This is a genomic window from Peribacillus loiseleuriae (assembly GCF_001183985.1).
Taxonomy (GTDB): domain Bacteria; phylum Bacillota; class Bacilli; order Bacillales; family DSM-1321; genus Peribacillus; species Peribacillus loiseleuriae.
Map to the genome: position 1 here is coordinate 815,334 of NZ_LFZW01000001.1, position 16,989 is coordinate 832,322.

Sequence of the window (16,989 nt, forward strand, 5' to 3'; positions counted from 1 at the left end):
TAGATATAGAGAGTGAATTGTAGTGGCTTGAATGAAAGACAAATAAAAAATCACTCATTTTAGTTGTATTAGTAACTAAACAGAGAGTCTAATGGAACCTAGTATAAATCGCCAGCAATATTGCAATTGGAGGAGTTAATTTTGTCAAACAAAGAATTAAAGAGAGGACTAGAGGCACGTCATATTCAAATGATTGCTTTGGGCGGTACGATTGGTGTTGGGTTATTTATGGGCTCAGCCAGTACCATTAAATGGACTGGACCATCTGTCATGCTGGCTTATGCTGTCGCTGGTCTCTTTATATTTTTCATCATGCGCTCTATGGGAGAAATGCTTTATTTAGAGCCTACGACGGGTTCATTTGCAACTTTTGCGAGTGACTATATTCATCCTTTAGCAGGTTATATGACTGCGTGGAGTAATTGGTTTCAATGGGTAATCGTCGGAATGTCCGAGATTATTGCCGTTGGAATGTATATGAAGTATTGGTTCCCAGATTTACCCGCATGGATACCAGGTGTGATTGCCATGCTTATCCTAGGGGCTGCAAACCTCATTTCTGTAAAATCTTTCGGGGAGTTCGAATTTTGGTTTGCACTTATTAAAATAGTAACGATTGTACTGATGATTATTGCTGGCCTAGGTCTTATCTTTTTCGGCTTAGGAAATGGTGGAAATGCAATTGGATTATCAAATCTTTGGGCAAATGGCGGCTTCTTCACAGGGGGATGGACAGGGTTCTTCTTTGCGCTTTCCCTTGTCATAGCATCCTATCAAGGCGTTGAACTGATCGGTATTACTGCGGGTGAAGCGAAAAATCCAACCAAGACTATAACAAAAGCGATCCAAACGATTATTTGGCGGATTTTAATCTTTTATATTGGCGCTATTTTTGTCATCGTTACCGTTTATCCATGGGATCGACTAGATGATATCGGTAGTCCATTTGTTTCAACTTTCGCTAAAATCGGTATTACTGCAGCAGCAGGTATTATTAACTTTGTCGTCATCACAGCAGCGATGTCTGGTTGTAACAGTGGGATTTTCAGTGCAGGGCGTATGCTGTACACTTTAGCAATGAACGGTCAAGCTCCGAAAATCTTTGCAAAAATATCTAAAAATGGAGTACCGGCATATTGTACGATCGCTGTTCTTTTAGGTTTAGCCATTGGTGTTGTCTTGAACTTCCTTGCACCGCCACAACTATTCCTTTATGTTTATAGTGCTAGTGTTTTACCTGGAATGATTCCATGGTTTGTCATACTTATTAGTGAGCTTAGATTCAGAAAGGTAAGAGCTGCAGAAATGGACAACCATCCGTTCAAAATGCCTTTTGCCCCATACAGTAACTATGCAACAATTGCCTTTTTACTGATGGTGTTGGTTGGTATGTGGTTTAACCCTGGGACTCGAATATCCCTTATTGTGGGAGTCGTTTTCCTTGCTATTGTCGCAGCAAGTTATTATTTGTTAAAAATGGATAAGCGAGTACCATTAGAGGCTGATACGGATGATGATATTTCTGCGTAAAAAGGCTATTGCCCTTTCTGTTATAAGGATTTAGAATATGTCATTTATTTCAAGGGAATATTTAATACTATAAAAGTTCGAAGTAGTTAAAATAAGGTAAACGCTACTACATCTTTACTATCTGCAATCACCACTTAAGTCATGTTAGAGTGGAGATGGAAATTGTTTTAAATGTGTAGTTATCCATTGGAATATCTTTAAATAGACCTCGGTGATGGGGTCTATTTTTTTGTTAGGATTGAGTGAAACATATGACAAATAGTAGTGTAACAAATAATTAATAGATCCTTCTTTAGAAAGGGATACTTTTCATGCCTGTTTACAGATATGTAATGAAAAATGCTCAATTATTATGGGTATAAATAATCAACTTAAATGTGGTATTTTGCACTCATATTCCTAAATTTGATGGATATGAGGGCCCCCTTTAATGTCTTCAATTCCTCGATCCCTTGAAGTGGGATCTTGCGATAAAAGTAAGAACGTTTGAAAGCCTATTTTTTTTTATTCTTTCGTTTGGTGAAAATGAAAATAATCCAATACCTATTGATAGACGCATCATTGCTGTGATACATTAAAAATAATAGTCGGAAAATTCTAAATAACAATTCGTTTCGATGAGTAATATGTTTTTGGCTAAATGCATTTTTGGTAGAATTACCGTCGTTTCGTGAACGGAATGTCGGGAAAAAATAATCATCTTTACAAACAAATAAGATAGGTTTTATAATAATGTTAACTAAAAAGTAAGGATGGTTAACAATATGAAGTTAAGAAAATTAATGTATGTATCTATGTTTGCGACAATTATGGGAGCATTAGGGATTGTACCTCCCATCTTTTTAGGCATTTCACCCGTACCGGTTACATTACAAACATTAGGAGTCATGTTATCTGGTAGTGTGTTGGGATCTCGTTTAGGTCCTAAATATGGAGCTTTCAGTCAAATCATATTTTTATTATTGGTGATGACAGGTTTACCTCTATTATCTGGCGGACGAGGTGGAATTGGTGTTTTTTTCAGTCCATCAGGAGGCTATATCATCGGCTGGGTAGCAGGGGCGTATGTGATTGGATTTTTACTATATCATATGAAAAACGTATCCTTTATCAAGGTATTACTTGTTCATATTTTGGGCGGTGTGTTAGTTGTGTACGTATTTGGTATTCCTATTCAAGCTATGTTGATGGATATTTCTATTAATCAAGCAATCTTGCTTAGTCTCGTGTATCTTCCAGGTGATTTTATAAAAGTGGCTGTTGCTTCCTTGCTTGCTATAAAAATACGAAACTCGATCCCGCTCTTAAAGGAGGTAAGAGGCTAAGTGAGAATCACGAGTACATATAGAAAACATGCTCAAATGGATAACAATCGTTCTGCTATCGTAACAGACGAAGAAATCGTTTCTTATGGTGAATGGTTTGATCTAGTACAACGAACAGCTACTTCTTTCTTTATGGAAGATGCAGTAATGAAAAGAGTGGCCTTATTCTTACCAAATGGACGCTTGTTTTTACAACTATTCGCTGGTGCGAGTGAAGCCGGTTGGGCTAATATTGTTGGAGATATGAGATGGAAGGCGCAAGAGATTAAAGAACGGCTTCAACAAACGACTCCTGATCTTGTTATTGCTGATGAAAAGATGAAGGGATTTTTCCAAAAACAGCAAATGAAGGTCATATATACAAATGAGATAGAGGATTGGATTGGTTTGAAAAGAGACAGTCCCCAAAGGAATGATAATGTTCCTTTTTATATTGGGTTTACTTCTGGTTCGACCGGGAAACCAAAAGCATTCGTTCGATCTCATGCTTCATGGGTAGAAAGTTTTCGGTGTAATCAGGTCGATTTTGGGATGACGGAAAAAGATCATGTTTTAATACCGGGTTCATTTGTGAATTCTACGTTTTTATACGGAGCCTTAAGCACTCTATTCTTGGGTGGAACCATCTATGTACTGACAAAGTTTTCTCCGGTTCGTTTGATGAATGTTTTACAACATCATCCGATTTCTATCGTGCATGTCGTCCCTACGATGATGCAGGCGTTATTACAGGAAGGGTTTCATAATGAACAAGCAGTATCTTTTATTTCAACAGGAGCAAAGTGGCTTCCACGAGTGAAGGAGCAAATGCGTCTTCATTTTCCAAATGCGGATTTTTATGAGTTTTACGGATCATCGGAGCTTAGTTATATGACGGTTTTAAAAAATGAAGAACAGATTAAACAGGCCGATTCAGTTGGAAGGGTATTCCATAATGTTGAAATTAGCATTCGCAATGAAAACGGACATGAAGTAGCGAATGACGAAGAGGGTGTTTTATTTGTAAAAAGTAAGATGCTTTTTGATGGATATATAGATAACGAGAAAGAAACAATAAAAGTATTACAGGGAGATTGGGCAACCGTTTATGATATTGCCAAAATGGATGAAGAGGGTTATGTATATATTCTTGGTCGACAAAATGACATGATCCTATATGGCGGAATGAACGTGTATCCCCAAGAAATTGAACAGGTTTTCATAAATTATGACGGGGTAGAAGAAGTGGTTGTTTTAGGAATCAAGGATGAGTATTGGGGCGAGAAGGTAGCTGTTTGCATTAAAGGAGATGTATCCTTAACTTCATTGAAAAATTATTGTCTTCAGACTCTATCTTCTTATAAAATTCCACGAGTATGGCGTAAAGTCGAGAAGTTCCCCTATACAACAGGAGGCAAGATTTCACGCCAAGAAGTAAGAAAGTGGTTTGAAAAGGACGCGTTAAGATGACACGAGCTGTAATTGTCAAAGCAAAGAGAACTGTGATTGGAAAAAAAGGCGGCATCTTGAAAGATTATCCACCCGAGCAATTAGCTGCTGCTGTAATCAGAGATCTTGTTCAAGATTTGCCCGAACAGGCAGATGACATTATTCTAGGAAATGCAATTGGTCCTGGCGGAAATATGGCGAGGCTTTCAAGCTTAGAGAGCGATTTGCCTTTTTCTATTCCAGGTATGACGATTGATCGGCAATGTGGCTCTGGCTTAGAAGCGATCCGCCTTGCTTGTCATCTTATTCAAGGAGGAGCAGGACACATCTATATTGCGGGGGGCGTTGAAAGTACAAGTCAGTCGCCATATGAAAAAAGGGCTCGTTTTTCACCTGAAAGGATTGGCGACCCTGATATGGGGTTAGCTGCAGAATATGTAGCTGAAAAATATGGGATCTCACGGCTGATGCAGGATGAGTATGCCAAGCTTAGTTATCAACGAGCCATCGATTCATTAAGAAAAGGATATTATTCTGATGAACTCGTAAAAGTCGAAGATCTGCCTTTGCAAGATGAAGGGTTAAATCTAAAGCAAAATTATGAGAGGATGTTGCGCCGCTTGTCCCCTTGTTTTAAGGACAATGGAACTGTAACGCTTGGAAATTGTTGTGGAATCAATGATGGTGCAGCGGCGGTTCTTGTCATGTCTGAGGAAAAAGCCAAGGAATTAGGATATCAACCGATTATGCGCTTTGTAGATAGTGTTGTAACAGGAGTGAACCCTAATTATCCAGCAACTGGTCCGATTCCTGCCATTTCAAAAATATTGTCTAGACATTCGTTATCGATTCGAGATATTGACCTGATCGAGATGAATGAAGCATTTGCTTCTAAAGTTGTCGCATGTGCAAGAGAACTTTCCATTCCGTATGAAAAGTTAAATGTAGAAGGCGGTGCTATTGCCTTAGGTCATCCTTATGGAGCATCGGGAGCTATTTTGGTGACCAGATTATTTTATGAAATCCAGCGTTATAAAACGAACTATTCCATTTCTACAATAGGGATTGGTGGCGGAATGGGTATCGCTATATTATGGGAGAGTATAATGTGAAAACAGAGAAGACTTTAGTTACGATCACAGAAGAAATGGTACTAAACTATGAAGTTATTTTTGGAAAACAAAACAAATTACCCCCAACCTTCCCGATGATCTTTTATCGTTATATCAATGTTCCGTGGGACTACAAGACAGCACCGATTCACCGGAAACAGACTTGTGTTTGTCATAGTGAACTTTCTATCGGAGAAAGTTATCACTGTGTCGTAACACTGGATCAAGTAAAACAAAAGGGAAAGTATATGTTTTACACCCAATCTCTCGTAGGCTATAACTTGGAAGGAAGCGAGTGCTTTCGATGTGTGTCAGAATTAGTCGTACACTAACTATAACGGAAGAAAAAATTAAACAGTATGCTTTTCTTTCAGGAGACTTTAATCAGATTCATTTGGATCAAAAGGAAGCCGAACGGTACAAATTTAAAGAACCGATTGCTCATGGTATGTTGACAATGGGACTTACTTTGGAAATAGCCTCTTCATTTACTGAAAAAGGGATGAGAATTTCTACGTATGAGATGCAATTTATTAAACCGATATTTCAGAATGATCTGATTTATATCGTTGCGAAGAAAAAAAAGCAAGATTATGGTTCCATCTATCTTGAGATAACAGGTAGGAAACAAAATGAATTGGTGGTTAGGGGAGAGTTAGCCTTAGAGCGTCTGTCCTCAATACATTTTAATAATGCGACTAAAGAATCTGGTATGTGATTAAACAGTTGATATCTAGAAAAAAGTAAAACATGAAATGTTTGAGTCTCGTTAGAAAATTCTCAGTTTCTACTCTGCTTTTAGATTAGTTTGAGAAAAGGATTTCCTAAGACTTTATTTTGACTGCTATAAAGTCTTCAAGAGCCTAGTGTGTTTGGTTAGTAAAAAAGAATTTGACCCATACTACTAAGGGTGATGAATATGCCATGTCAATCTAATAATGAATTAAAGGCATTAGTGAAAGAAGCGAAGATATGTACAAAAGATGGTAAGGTTGCAGACTATATTCCCGAACTTGGAAAAGCGAAACCAGACGATTTGTCAATTGCTATTCACTATCCTGACGGGCGCTGTCTTTCAGCAGGAGATATCGAAAAGAAGATTACGCTCCAAAGTATCTCAAAAGTGATAAGCTTGGCCCTCGTCTTGATGGACAGAGGACCGGACGATGTGTTTAAGCATGTTGGCATGGAGCCAACTGGAGACCCATTCAATTCGATTGTGAAATTAGAAACGATGGCTCCCACGAAACCGTTAAATCCATTGATCAATGCGGGAGCTCTTGTTGTGACTCAGATGATTAAAGGGGACTCTGTAAACGAGCGGTTTCAACGGCTCTTAGCCTTTATTCAGGAATTGACGAACGATTCAACTATTCACTATCGTGAAGAAGTCGCACGTTCTGAATTTGAAACAGCTCATTTAAACCGGGCCTTATGTTATTTTTTAAAACAACATAAAATGATGGCTGAGAACACAGATGTAGAACAATTAATGGATTTATATACAAAGCAATGTGCCATAGAAATGAATTGTCTGGACTTGGCTCGAATTGGCTTAGTGTTTGCGATGGATGGAGTTGACCCTCTAAGTGGCAAACAAATTATCCCTACAGATGTCGCTCGGATTTGTAAAACATTTATGGTGACATGCGGAATGTATAATGCTTCTGGAGAATTTGCCATCAAAATTGGCATTCCGGCGAAAAGTGGTGTATCTGGCGGGATTATGGGAGCTGTTCCAGGGAAGTTTGGCATTGGAATTTTCGGCCCTGCCCTAGACGAAAAAGGAAATAGTATTGCAGGAATAAAATTATTGGAGTTGTTATCAAAGAATTATAAGTTGAGCATGTTTTAAGAGAGGTCTATCGATACCCAAAACCTCTTCACATACTTAGATTTGATTCAAAAGAGCATAGCAACAAAGACTCAATAACTCCGAGAAATATGCCAATAAAGGTGAACTATATCCACTATTTTTCTACAATCACTTGTCAAGAAGCAGGGACCAGTTAGGGTTTCCTGCTTTAATTATGGTTCAACAAAGGATTTTCATTGATGTTGAAGAATAACTGATAAAATACAATTTAATAGAAAGACTGTTGATAAGTGCATGAACGATGAAAGGAATAATCAATATAAGTTTATAAATAATAAATTCAAGAAAATGTAAGCAAAGACCCACGCATTTTCCAATTCAAATGTAAAAAATTCAAGTAAATATAAATAATGTTCTCATCATAATGAACCTCCCAAAATATTAACGAAATTATTGGATCAGACTAAAGATAATATTCAAATGTTTATTAGAATAAAGTTTTGACAATTTTACAAATAATGAATAAAATAATAGCATAATAAAATAATCAAACATATATTTGAATGAGGTGGATCGTTTGAATAAAGAAGTTCTGAAAAACAGTCTAGATGCTTGTGAAGTTTTTTGTTATGACGAAGAAAAAGTAAATCGAATAAAGAATCGAGTGGAAGAAGTTAGTGGGGTGGAATTAATTTTTAAAGCTTTAGCCGATTCAACCAGAATAAAAATTGCCTATGCCCTAACATTAGAAAAAGAATTATGTGTTTGTGACGTGGCAAATATTATCGGGTCAACAAAGGCAACCGCTTCTCATCATTTACGATTATTAAGAAATATGGGGCTAGCTAAATACCGAAAAGAGGGAAAGTTAGTCTTTTATTCATTAGCAGACGATCATATTCATCAATTGGTGTCCGTTGCCATGATCCATTCCAAGGAAGACCTATATGATGGAGAATAAGTGTGTATGTGATTTAGATATTTGATCAAGCATTTCAATAGGGGAAGCAAGATAGAATATATGCAGAGAATAGAGGCGAAAACTAGATGGAAGAGCGACAACAAACAGTAAAACGTGAACTCATACTGGAGGGGTTAGATTGTGCCAACTGCGCTCAGAAAATCGAAAATGGGGTAAAAGGAATACACGGAATTTCCTCTTGTTCTGTTAACTTTGTGACCAAGACCCTTACGATGGAGACGGATCACATACAAGAGGACGCAGTCGTGTTAGAGGCAAAGAAACAAGTTAAAAAGATAGAGCCTCATATTAACGCACAAGAAAAAAGAAAGCCAAAAAGAGTTGCCTCCACAAGGACTCTCTACTTAAAGGGTCTGAATTGTGCCAATTGTGCTGCAAAGATTGAGCAGGGGGTTGGAAAACTAGATGGGGTCACTTCTTCTTCCGTCGATTTTGTCTCTAAAAAGCTGATCATGGAAGTTTCTAATCCAGATCATCTAGATCGATTGGAAAATGAAGCAACAGTGATTGTTAAGCGACTAGAACCAGAAGTAGAAGTCCTATCAGAATTCCATGATCATCATGATGAACATGGTCATAGTCATGATCATGGAAATGAAAATACGAAAAAAAAGGTGATTCGATTAGGAATTGGTGCTGTACTAGCTGCTATTGGGATGTTGGCCCCTGTTTCTGGTATGGTGGAACTTGGTTTGTTCCTTATTGCTTATCTCATTATAGGTGGAGATATTGTCCTTCGAGCTGGTAAAAATATTCTGAGGGGGCAAGTGTTTGATGAACACTTCCTCATGGCATTGGCGACAATAGGAGCATTTGCCATCAAGCAGTACCCTGAAGGGGTTGCCGTAATGCTGTTTTACCAAGTGGGAGAACTGTTCCAAAGTATTGCTGTCAATCGTTCACGAAAATCTATCAGTGCATTGATGGATATCCGACCGGATTCTGCAAACGTTAAACGTGGCGGTGAAGTCATAAAAGTTTTCCCGGAAGAAGTAAGAGTTGGAGAGATCATTCTGATTAAGCCGGGAGAAAAGGTACCGTTAGACGGAACAATTATTGAAGGTAGTTCGATGGTAGATACATCCGCCTTAACAGGAGAATCCATACCACGAGAGGTGGAAGTGGGAAGTGACGTACTCAGTGGATTTATGAATAAAAACGGAGTCTTAACGGTAGAAGTTACAAAAGGATTTGGAGAATCAACGGTATCTAAAATTCTGGAATTAGTTCAAAATGCAAGCAGTCGAAAAGCACCTACGGAAAACTTCATTACTAAATTTGCCCGCTATTATACACCTGGTGTGGTGATTGTTGCTTTAGCGTTAGCTATTTTACCTCCTTTAATCATCCATGGAGCGACCTTTTCAGACTGGATTTATCGTGCGCTAGTGTTTTTAGTTATTTCTTGTCCATGTGCGCTTGTTGTTTCCATTCCGCTTGGGTTCTTTGGCGGGATTGGAGCTGCTTCAAAAACGGGGATTCTCATCAAGGGTAGTAATTACCTAGAGGCTTTGAATGATGTGAAATATGTGGTATTTGATAAAACAGGTACGCTAACAAAAGGTGTGTTTGGGGTCACCAGCATCCAGCCAAAGTCTACTTGGTCACAAGAAGAATTATTGGAATATGCAGCGTTAGTTGAGGTACATTCTAACCATCCAATTGCTGAGTCCATTCGGAAGGCTTATGGGAAAGAAATTAAGGAAGAGGTCATACAAGGCTATAACGAAATCGCTGGTCAAGGTATCCAGGTCAAAGTAGAGGGTCAAGTGATTTTAGCCGGGAACGCCAAGCTTATGAACAGTGAGCAAATTGCCTTCCAACAACCAACTGAAATCGGAACCATTGTTCATGTTGCGGTAGATCAACAGTACGCAGGATATATTGTGATTTCGGATGAAGTAAAAGAAGACTCTGCACAAGCGATTCGTTCCTTAAAAGAACTTGGCATTAAAAAGACTGTCATGTTGACTGGCGATGCGAAAGCAGTTGGAGATATGGTAGGGAAGCAGTTAGGTATCGATGAAGTATATGCCGAGTTGTTACCACAACATAAGGTAGAGGAAATAGAGAAATTAGATGCACAAAAAGCACCAAAGGAAAAAATCGTGTTTGTTGGTGATGGTATTAACGATACACCTGTTCTAGCACGTGCAGACGTGGGAATGGCTATGGGGGGATTAGGGTCTGATGCAGCCATTGAAGCAGCAGATATCGTGATCATGACAGACGAACCTTCTAAGATTCCAACAGCTATTAGGATTGCGAAACGTACTCGCCGTATCGTATGGCAAAATATTTTGTTTGCTTTAGGAATTAAATGCATGTTCCTTTTGTTGGGTGCATTTGGAATTGCAAACATGTGGGAAGCTGTATTCTCAGATGTAGGTGTAACGTTACTCGCCATTTTAAATGCGATGCGAGTATTACGAGTAAGATAAACATGTTAAAAAATCCTGATCTAGAAATCAAAGAATACAGAATAATAATCGAAGATCCGTTTGCACGAAAAGGGATATTGCAGAGTAAAAGGAAAGATAATGGGAGGCAAGGATGAATATGAGAGAAAAATGAGAGATGAGCCAAGAATGGCAACCTCTCATTTTTTTCTGTGATTTTTTATTTCTTATCAAGTAAAAGGGATATTTCTCTTTCAAGTTTAATAAATCCTTCTGACATACTTTGAATCTCTTCTTGTTGATTGGATACAAGTTTGAGTGTGTCATCAAGACTTTCTTTATTTAATTCCGTTGTATTCAAGTTTATTTCTACTCCAGCACCAACCTCTTGCATCGTGCTTCGTACATTCAAGATAAAATCTTGCAGATCTTTTGTTTGGTTAGAAATATTTTGCATATATGAATCAACATTAGAGAAGATTCCTTTTACTTCTACCATACCGACTGTATTTTTCTCTATAGATTTTTGCGATTGCGAAATAGTATTTGCAGCTGTGTTCATTTTTGCATGGATTCCGGATAGTAATTCAGAAATGGAGTCAGATGATACTTTAGAGGATTCGGCTAATTTTCTAACCTCTTCAGCTACAACAGCAAATCCTTTCCCGTGTTCACCTGCTCTTGCCGCTTCAATTGATGCATTTAAAGCAAGAAGGTTCGTTTGTTTTGATATGTCTGAAATTGTCTGAATGATTTTTTCGATCGATTCGGTTTCTTCATTCAACTCTTGCATGAGATGGATCGTACCTTGAATATCGCGATTAAAAGCAACTAAATCACTTTCCAATGTGTCAATACGACTCCCACTTTCATGGGTAGCCATTTTCGTAGACTCCACATAATTATGCATTTCCGTAATGGAACTTGTCATGTCGTCTACTTGATTATTCGTAGATTCCATGCCTTTGTTTAACTCTTTGGATTTTTTTGTTTGAGCATCGAATGTTTGAAGCGTTTCATCTAATAAGGCAACGATTTCTAAGCCACGTGTATTTGCACCATCTGTTGCTTGATTCAATTCCAGTTGATAGCCCTTTACAGATGCTAATGATTGTGTAATGCCATCTAACATTTGTTGTAATTTCTCTTGAGATTCAATCGCTTCTAATTTTTGAACGACAACGTCTTTTTGTAATTTATTATTGAAATATGCTTGCAATATAGACGCTAACGATACAAAACAAAAGGTGAGTAAGAAATACATTAAATCAACAGGATTCGTTGAATGAAAAATGACATCTCCTTGTGTAAAAAAGTAATAGGATACGATTGCTAACGTGATTAAAATGGTCAACCCGTTTATAATTTTGTCTTGGTAAATGCCCATAACGGCAACATAAAAGTAAATAGTCATAATATTGATCATATGTGGATCAATACTAACGATTGTGAACATGAAAGCCCCAATTACAATTAAATTAAAATATTTCATAAATAGAGCCAGTGTATCTTTCCATCTCGGTCGATTGGAGATATAGGCAAATGGGGCTAATATTCCATAAATGATGCCAAGAACTGTCGCAACAAAAGAAAATGAAATACCAAGGATGAGGTTCAATAACTGGACTGTTGTTATAATGCCTGCAAAAACTAGAACGACCCAATTATTTCTTCTTACTAATAAGTCAATATTCTCCAACTAAATCCCCTTCTTTCTGTTCAATGAAAGTTGAAAGCCAATCATATTTTTCAAGATGCTTATTTTCATAAACTTCCTTTAGATGAAAAAGCGTAGGTACTGCATACGCACCTTTATAAAAAACATCATCCTTTACCTTTACAGATAAGATATGGTATGAATCGTTAAATGAACGAAAAACGTTAGGATCAGCGATTCCAATTGCATGTGTGTAGCCATTTTTTTCTGCATAATCAATCATTAAAGAAATTCCACTTCTGCCAAGCATTCCACGATATTCAGGTAAAACGGCAAAACTATCAACTTCCATGACCTTCATATCATTCGTTACACCATCTTTAAATAAGTTCTTCATAAAAGGGCTTGTCCACATTCCATAAGGTGTGAATTCGAATGTCCCTCCATAATTCCCGTCTTCACTAACGAATAAAAATAAATCAGAACCATTTTTGGCATATTCCATTTCGAATCCCTTTTCATCCCACGACACTTTCTTAATACGATGAAATGTTGCAAGTTCCTCTTCTGTGCTAACTTTTTTGTACTTCAAGGTGCTTCTTTCTTTTACTACATTCAAGGTATATACTCCTCCAGCGTTACAATCTACGATTTATGTAGATGTATTAATTTAATTAAACAAAATCTATGCTATTTGGCCTATATGTTATTATTCGACATATTATGAAAAATTTTTAGCTTATCTTATAAAGCTTTTCATAAAACACCAAAAATTTCGTTAAATTCTAACAATTTACTTGTGAAATTAATTTTTCTATACACGTTCAAAAGGAAGGACAAAAGAGTGATTGCATCATTCTATATCATTAAAAATGAAGAAATCTTTTGAAGGGGACCGAACGAAAGTCTCAAATCAGGTACGAAATGGACGATTTTGAATCGATTCGGATGGGTATTGAATAAGGATTTCTTTAAAAGATACCGTTGTATAAAAATTAATATATACGTATAATTATTTTTATTTGAAAGCTGATGTACTACTTTTCAATCTGTAAGGAAATAAGAGTAGATTTTACAAAAGAGTCTTCACAAACCATATAGGGTGATAAATGGATAATAGTAGGGTTAAGGAGGAAATTGGAAGTTAACAAAACAAAAGAGCCAAAAAATATCAATGTATATGTCTTAATGTTTTGTTTCATTATAGTATCGGCGATCTTAACGTATATCGTTCCAATAGGACAATTTGAAAGATTACGGGCTATGCAATTGTCACTCTCGGTGCGTCCGTTAGTTTTACTGCAGCTGTGATGAATCCGTTCACGGTTGGTATCGCTCAAGATATTGCTGAACTACCAACGTTTTCAGGGATTGGTTTCCGTCTTCATTTATTTGTTGTCTTATACTTGGCAGCCGTCATCTATGTTTATCGTTATGCTGGAAAAGTAAAAGGCAATCCTTCACTTGGGGTTTATGGGAACTATAAACAAGGAAAGAAAGAGGCTCTTTTACAAGCTAACACAAAAATGAAAATAAGGCACAAACTAGTCTAAATCACATTTCTTTGCAATTTTGTTGTCCTCGTATTCGGTGTTATTCAATTAGGTTGGTATATTACTGAAATTGCTGATAACTTTATTAAGGGAGCGGGAAGTCTAATTGGTGCGGCAGTGATTATCGGACTGGCACAGGCAGCTTTAGTGATATTTAATACCGCAGGACTAATGGATACGATTCTTTATTATTCTTCACAAGCGATTGATGCAATTCCTGCTTCTATGACTGCTGTGGGGATGTTATTTTTTCAAATAGGATTAAACTTCTTAGTTCCATCTGGTAGTGGACAAGCAGCATTAACGATGCCACTAATGGCTCCATTATCAGATTTAGTCGGTGTTACAAGGCAAACAGCTGTCCTTGCATTTCAATTCGGAGATGGCATTTCAAATATCATCTTTCCGACCAGCGGTTATCTGATCGCTGGTCTTGCAGTTGCTGGAGCTCCTTGGGGCAAATGGATTAAATAGTTGTTTCCTTTTTCTTCATTCAAATCGCGATTGCCATTATCGCACTTATTATTGCACAGTGGACTCATTATGGACCGTTTTAAACAAAGGAGGAAATTTACTTGTCGTTTACCCATTTAGATCAATATTTAATTAAACAAGCGATTGATGATCGACGAATTCTTCACCAATATCCCGAGTTATCGGGAGAAGAGTTCGAAACAAGTGCATTTATTCGTAACAGACTTGAAGCATTACATATAGAAATATTAGATTTCGAACCACCTAGTGTGATTGGTTTTGTAAAAGGAACAAACGGAAATAAAACGATCGCGTTAAGAGCAGATATTGACGCTTTGCCGATAACAGAAGAAGGGGATAAGCCTTACTTATCAAAAAATCCTGGGGTATCGCATATGTGTGGGCATGATGGTCATACAGCGACATTGCTAGCTGTAGCCGACTGGCTATCGATAAAAGGAAATGAAGTTGAACCAAATATTGTCCTTATTTTTCAATCAGCCGAAGAAATCACACCTAGTGGAGCAGATAACCTCATTAAACAAGGAGTTTTAGAAAATGTCGATGCCATTTTCGGGATTCATTTGTGGCAAGGGATGGAAAAAGGGAAAATCGGCTTAACACATGGACCGATGATGGCGTCAATTGATGACTTTGAGATCATGATTCAAGGATCAGGCGGACATGGATCAATGCCCCATGAAACCGTTGATCCTATCTATGTGGCAACCCATGTGATTCAATCTATGCAAAGCATCATTAGTCGGAAATTAAATCCAATCGATTCTGGTGTTATTTCAGTTGGAAAGATTGAAGCGGGAACGACTTATAATATTATTCCTGATACCGCGAAATTAATTGGTACGATACGGGCATTAACGCCAGAAGCTGTTGATACGCTTCAAAGCCAAATGGTTCAATTAACAGAAGGAATTTGCAAGGCATTCGGCGCTAAAGGCCAAGTGGATTTTATCATTGGAACGCCGCCGCTCGTTAACAATCCTAGTGAATCTCGCTTTGTTGAATCCGTCATTCGCCAATCTTTTGGTGATGATGTATTTGAGTTAATTGATCCAGTGATGGGGGGAGAAGACTTCTCATATTATTTACAAAATAAACCGGGCGCGTTTATCTTTGTAGGCATGGGTGGGGAGAAAAGTATGTATCCGCACCACCATCCTAAATTCGACATTGATGAAGAGGTCATTCCAGATGCGATTAAGCTATTTATCGAAATCGCTAAAAATTATGATTGAGCAGAACTCTTGTAACACCTTGTATTTGCTCAAGATCTAATGATATTGCTTTAATCAAACAGGACAGCTTATCGGCAGCTGTCCTGTTTTTAATGACACAAATCACTTTATTGATTGGGAAGAAAAGAAAAAAATTGAGAAGCTAATCATTTTTTTTATCCCGCATCAATGGGCAGTAAAACCCCGCTTGGTTCAACTAACAATCAGTATGGGATGAAGAAAACCCCTACTGATTAAAGTTTCACTTTATATCTTTGAAAAATAAGTGGTCTTTTGAATGTGTGAAATAATCCGAAATTATCCATGTTCCATTCTGGATAGAAGTAACACATTGAAAAAAGTACAATATCCTATTGAGCTTATGCAAGCAAAATATACCTGTAAGAGTGATGAATCTCGCTTTGTTGAATCCGTCATTCGCCAATCTTTTGGTGATGATGTATTTGAGTTAATTGATCCAGTGATGGGGGGAGAAGACTTCTCATATTATTTACAAAATAAACCGGGCGCGTTTATCTTTGTAGGCATGGGTGGGGAGAAAAGTATGTATCCGCACCACCATCCTAAATTCGACATTGATGAAGAGGTCATTCCAGATGCGATTAAGCTATTTATCGAAATCGCTAAAAATTATGATTGAGCAGAACTCTTGTAACACCTTGTATTTGCTCAAGATCTAATGATATTGCTTTAATCAAACAGGACAGCTTATCGGCAGCTGTCCTGTTTTTAATGACACAAATCACTTTATTGATTGGGAAGAAAAGAAAAAAATTGAGAAGCTAATCATTTTTTTTATCCCGCATCAATGGGCAGTAAAACCCCGCTTGGTTCAACTAACAATCAGTATGGGATGAAGAAAACCCCTACTGATTAAAGTTTCACTTTATATCTTTGAAAAATAAGTGGTCTTTTGAATGTGTGAAATAATCCGAAATTATCCATGTTCCATTCTGGATAGAAGTAACACATTGAAAAAAGTACAATATCCTATTGAGCTTATGCAAGCAAAATATACCTGTAAGAGTGATGAATCTCGCTTTGTTGAATCCGTCATTCGCCAATCTTTTGGTGATGATGTATTTGAGTTAATTGATCCAGTGATGGGGGGAGAAGACTTCTCATATTATTTACAAAATAAACCGGGCGCGTTTATCTTTGTAGGCATGGGTGGGGAGAAAAGTATGTATCCGCACCACCATCCTAAATTCGACATTGATGAAGAGGTCATTCCAGATGCGATTAAGCTATTTATCGAAATCGCTAAAAATTATGATTGAGCAGAACTCTTGTAACACCTTGTATTTGCTCAAGATCTAATGATATTGCTTTAATCAAACAGGACAGCTTATCGGCAGCTGTCCTGTTTTTAATGACACAAATCACTTTATTGATTGGGAAGAAAAGAAAAAAATTGAGAAGCTAATCATTTTTTTTATCCCGCATCAATGGGCAGT

The 16,989-nt window shown here is 37.5% G+C and carries 14 protein-coding genes and 1 pseudogene; 13 read left to right on the plus strand and 2 right to left on the minus strand.

Features of this window, described 5'->3' with window-relative positions; translation table 11 throughout:
• The first annotated feature begins 141 nt into the window (after window positions 1-141).
• The 9 genes from AC625_RS03645 (at window position 142) to AC625_RS03685 (ending at window position 10,634) form a co-directional block, all read left to right on the plus strand.
• Window positions 142-1,530 (plus strand): amino acid permease, encoded by a 1,389-nt coding sequence (locus AC625_RS03645; RefSeq protein WP_049680040.1) that lies wholly within the window; start codon window positions 142-144, stop codon window positions 1,528-1,530.
• Window positions 1,531-2,294: 764 nt separating this feature from the next.
• Entirely contained in the window at window positions 2,295-2,855 is a 561-nt protein-coding gene (locus AC625_RS03650; protein WP_049680041.1) for a biotin transporter BioY, read from the plus strand.
• Complete coding sequence (locus AC625_RS03655; protein WP_049680042.1) at window positions 2,856-4,304, plus strand: AMP-binding protein; 1,449 nt, start codon at window positions 2,856-2,858, stop codon at window positions 4,302-4,304.
• Window positions 4,301-5,395: an acetyl-CoA C-acyltransferase gene (locus AC625_RS03660; protein ID WP_049680043.1), complete on the plus strand. Its 1,095-nt coding sequence runs from the start codon at window positions 4,301-4,303 to the stop codon at window positions 5,393-5,395. Before AC625_RS03655 ends, AC625_RS03660 begins: the two co-directional genes overlap by 4 nt.
• Window positions 5,392-5,727: a hypothetical protein gene (locus AC625_RS03665; RefSeq protein WP_049680044.1), complete on the plus strand. Its 336-nt coding sequence runs from the start codon at window positions 5,392-5,394 to the stop codon at window positions 5,725-5,727. The genes AC625_RS03660 and AC625_RS03665 overlap by 4 nt, the downstream gene beginning before the upstream one ends.
• Window positions 5,700-6,113 carry a MaoC family dehydratase gene (locus AC625_RS03670; protein ID WP_049680045.1) on the plus strand — a complete coding sequence of 138 codons (414 nt, stop codon included), beginning with the start codon at window positions 5,700-5,702 and terminating at the stop codon, window positions 6,111-6,113. Before AC625_RS03665 ends, AC625_RS03670 begins: the two co-directional genes overlap by 28 nt.
• Window positions 6,114-6,314: 201 nt before the next feature.
• Window positions 6,315-7,250, plus strand: a complete 936-nt coding sequence (gene glsA / locus AC625_RS03675) for a glutaminase A (protein ID WP_049680046.1) — start codon at window positions 6,315-6,317, stop codon at window positions 7,248-7,250.
• 538 nt (window positions 7,251-7,788) lie between these two features.
• The gene (locus AC625_RS03680) at window positions 7,789-8,172 is read left to right on the plus strand and encodes an ArsR/SmtB family transcription factor (RefSeq protein ID WP_049680047.1); all 384 of its coding nucleotides are present in this window, start codon (window positions 7,789-7,791) and stop codon (window positions 8,170-8,172) included.
• A gap of 86 nt (window positions 8,173-8,258) precedes the next feature.
• Window positions 8,259-10,634, plus strand: a complete 2,376-nt coding sequence (locus AC625_RS03685; RefSeq protein ID WP_049680048.1) for a heavy metal translocating P-type ATPase — start codon at window positions 8,259-8,261, stop codon at window positions 10,632-10,634.
• A gap of 178 nt (window positions 10,635-10,812) precedes the next feature.
• Here AC625_RS03685 and AC625_RS03690 read toward each other — a convergent pair whose 3' ends face one another.
• Together AC625_RS03690 and AC625_RS03695 are read right to left on the minus strand one after the other, a co-directional pair.
• Window positions 10,813-12,291, minus strand: coding sequence for a methyl-accepting chemotaxis protein (locus AC625_RS03690; protein ID WP_049680049.1), 1,479 nt, complete (start codon window positions 12,289-12,291; stop codon window positions 10,813-10,815).
• Window positions 12,278-12,868 carry a GNAT family N-acetyltransferase gene (locus AC625_RS03695; RefSeq protein ID WP_245644929.1) on the minus strand — a complete coding sequence of 197 codons (591 nt, stop codon included), beginning with the start codon at window positions 12,866-12,868 and terminating at the stop codon, window positions 12,278-12,280. Before AC625_RS03695 ends, AC625_RS03690 begins: the two co-directional genes overlap by 14 nt.
• A gap of 691 nt (window positions 12,869-13,559) precedes the next feature.
• Between AC625_RS03695 and AC625_RS25385 the strand changes: the two are divergent.
• The 4 genes and pseudogenes from AC625_RS25385 to AC625_RS28100 all read left to right on the plus strand — a co-directional run bounded on the left by AC625_RS25385 (window position 13,560) and on the right by AC625_RS28100 (window position 16,812).
• Window positions 13,560-14,276, plus strand: a pseudogene (locus AC625_RS25385) (AbgT family transporter).
• A gap of 101 nt (window positions 14,277-14,377) precedes the next feature.
• On the plus strand, window positions 14,378-15,532 hold the full coding sequence (locus AC625_RS03705) for a M20 metallopeptidase family protein (protein WP_049680050.1): 1,155 nt from the start codon (window positions 14,378-14,380) through the stop codon (window positions 15,530-15,532).
• Window positions 15,533-15,863: 331 nt separating this feature from the next.
• On the plus strand, window positions 15,864-16,172 hold the full coding sequence (locus AC625_RS28095) for a M20/M25/M40 family metallo-hydrolase (protein ID WP_425415434.1): 309 nt from the start codon (window positions 15,864-15,866) through the stop codon (window positions 16,170-16,172).
• A 331-nt stretch (window positions 16,173-16,503) separates the two neighbouring features.
• Window positions 16,504-16,812 carry a M20/M25/M40 family metallo-hydrolase gene (locus AC625_RS28100; protein WP_425415434.1) on the plus strand — a complete coding sequence of 103 codons (309 nt, stop codon included), beginning with the start codon at window positions 16,504-16,506 and terminating at the stop codon, window positions 16,810-16,812.
• Window positions 16,813-16,989 lie beyond the last annotated feature (177 nt).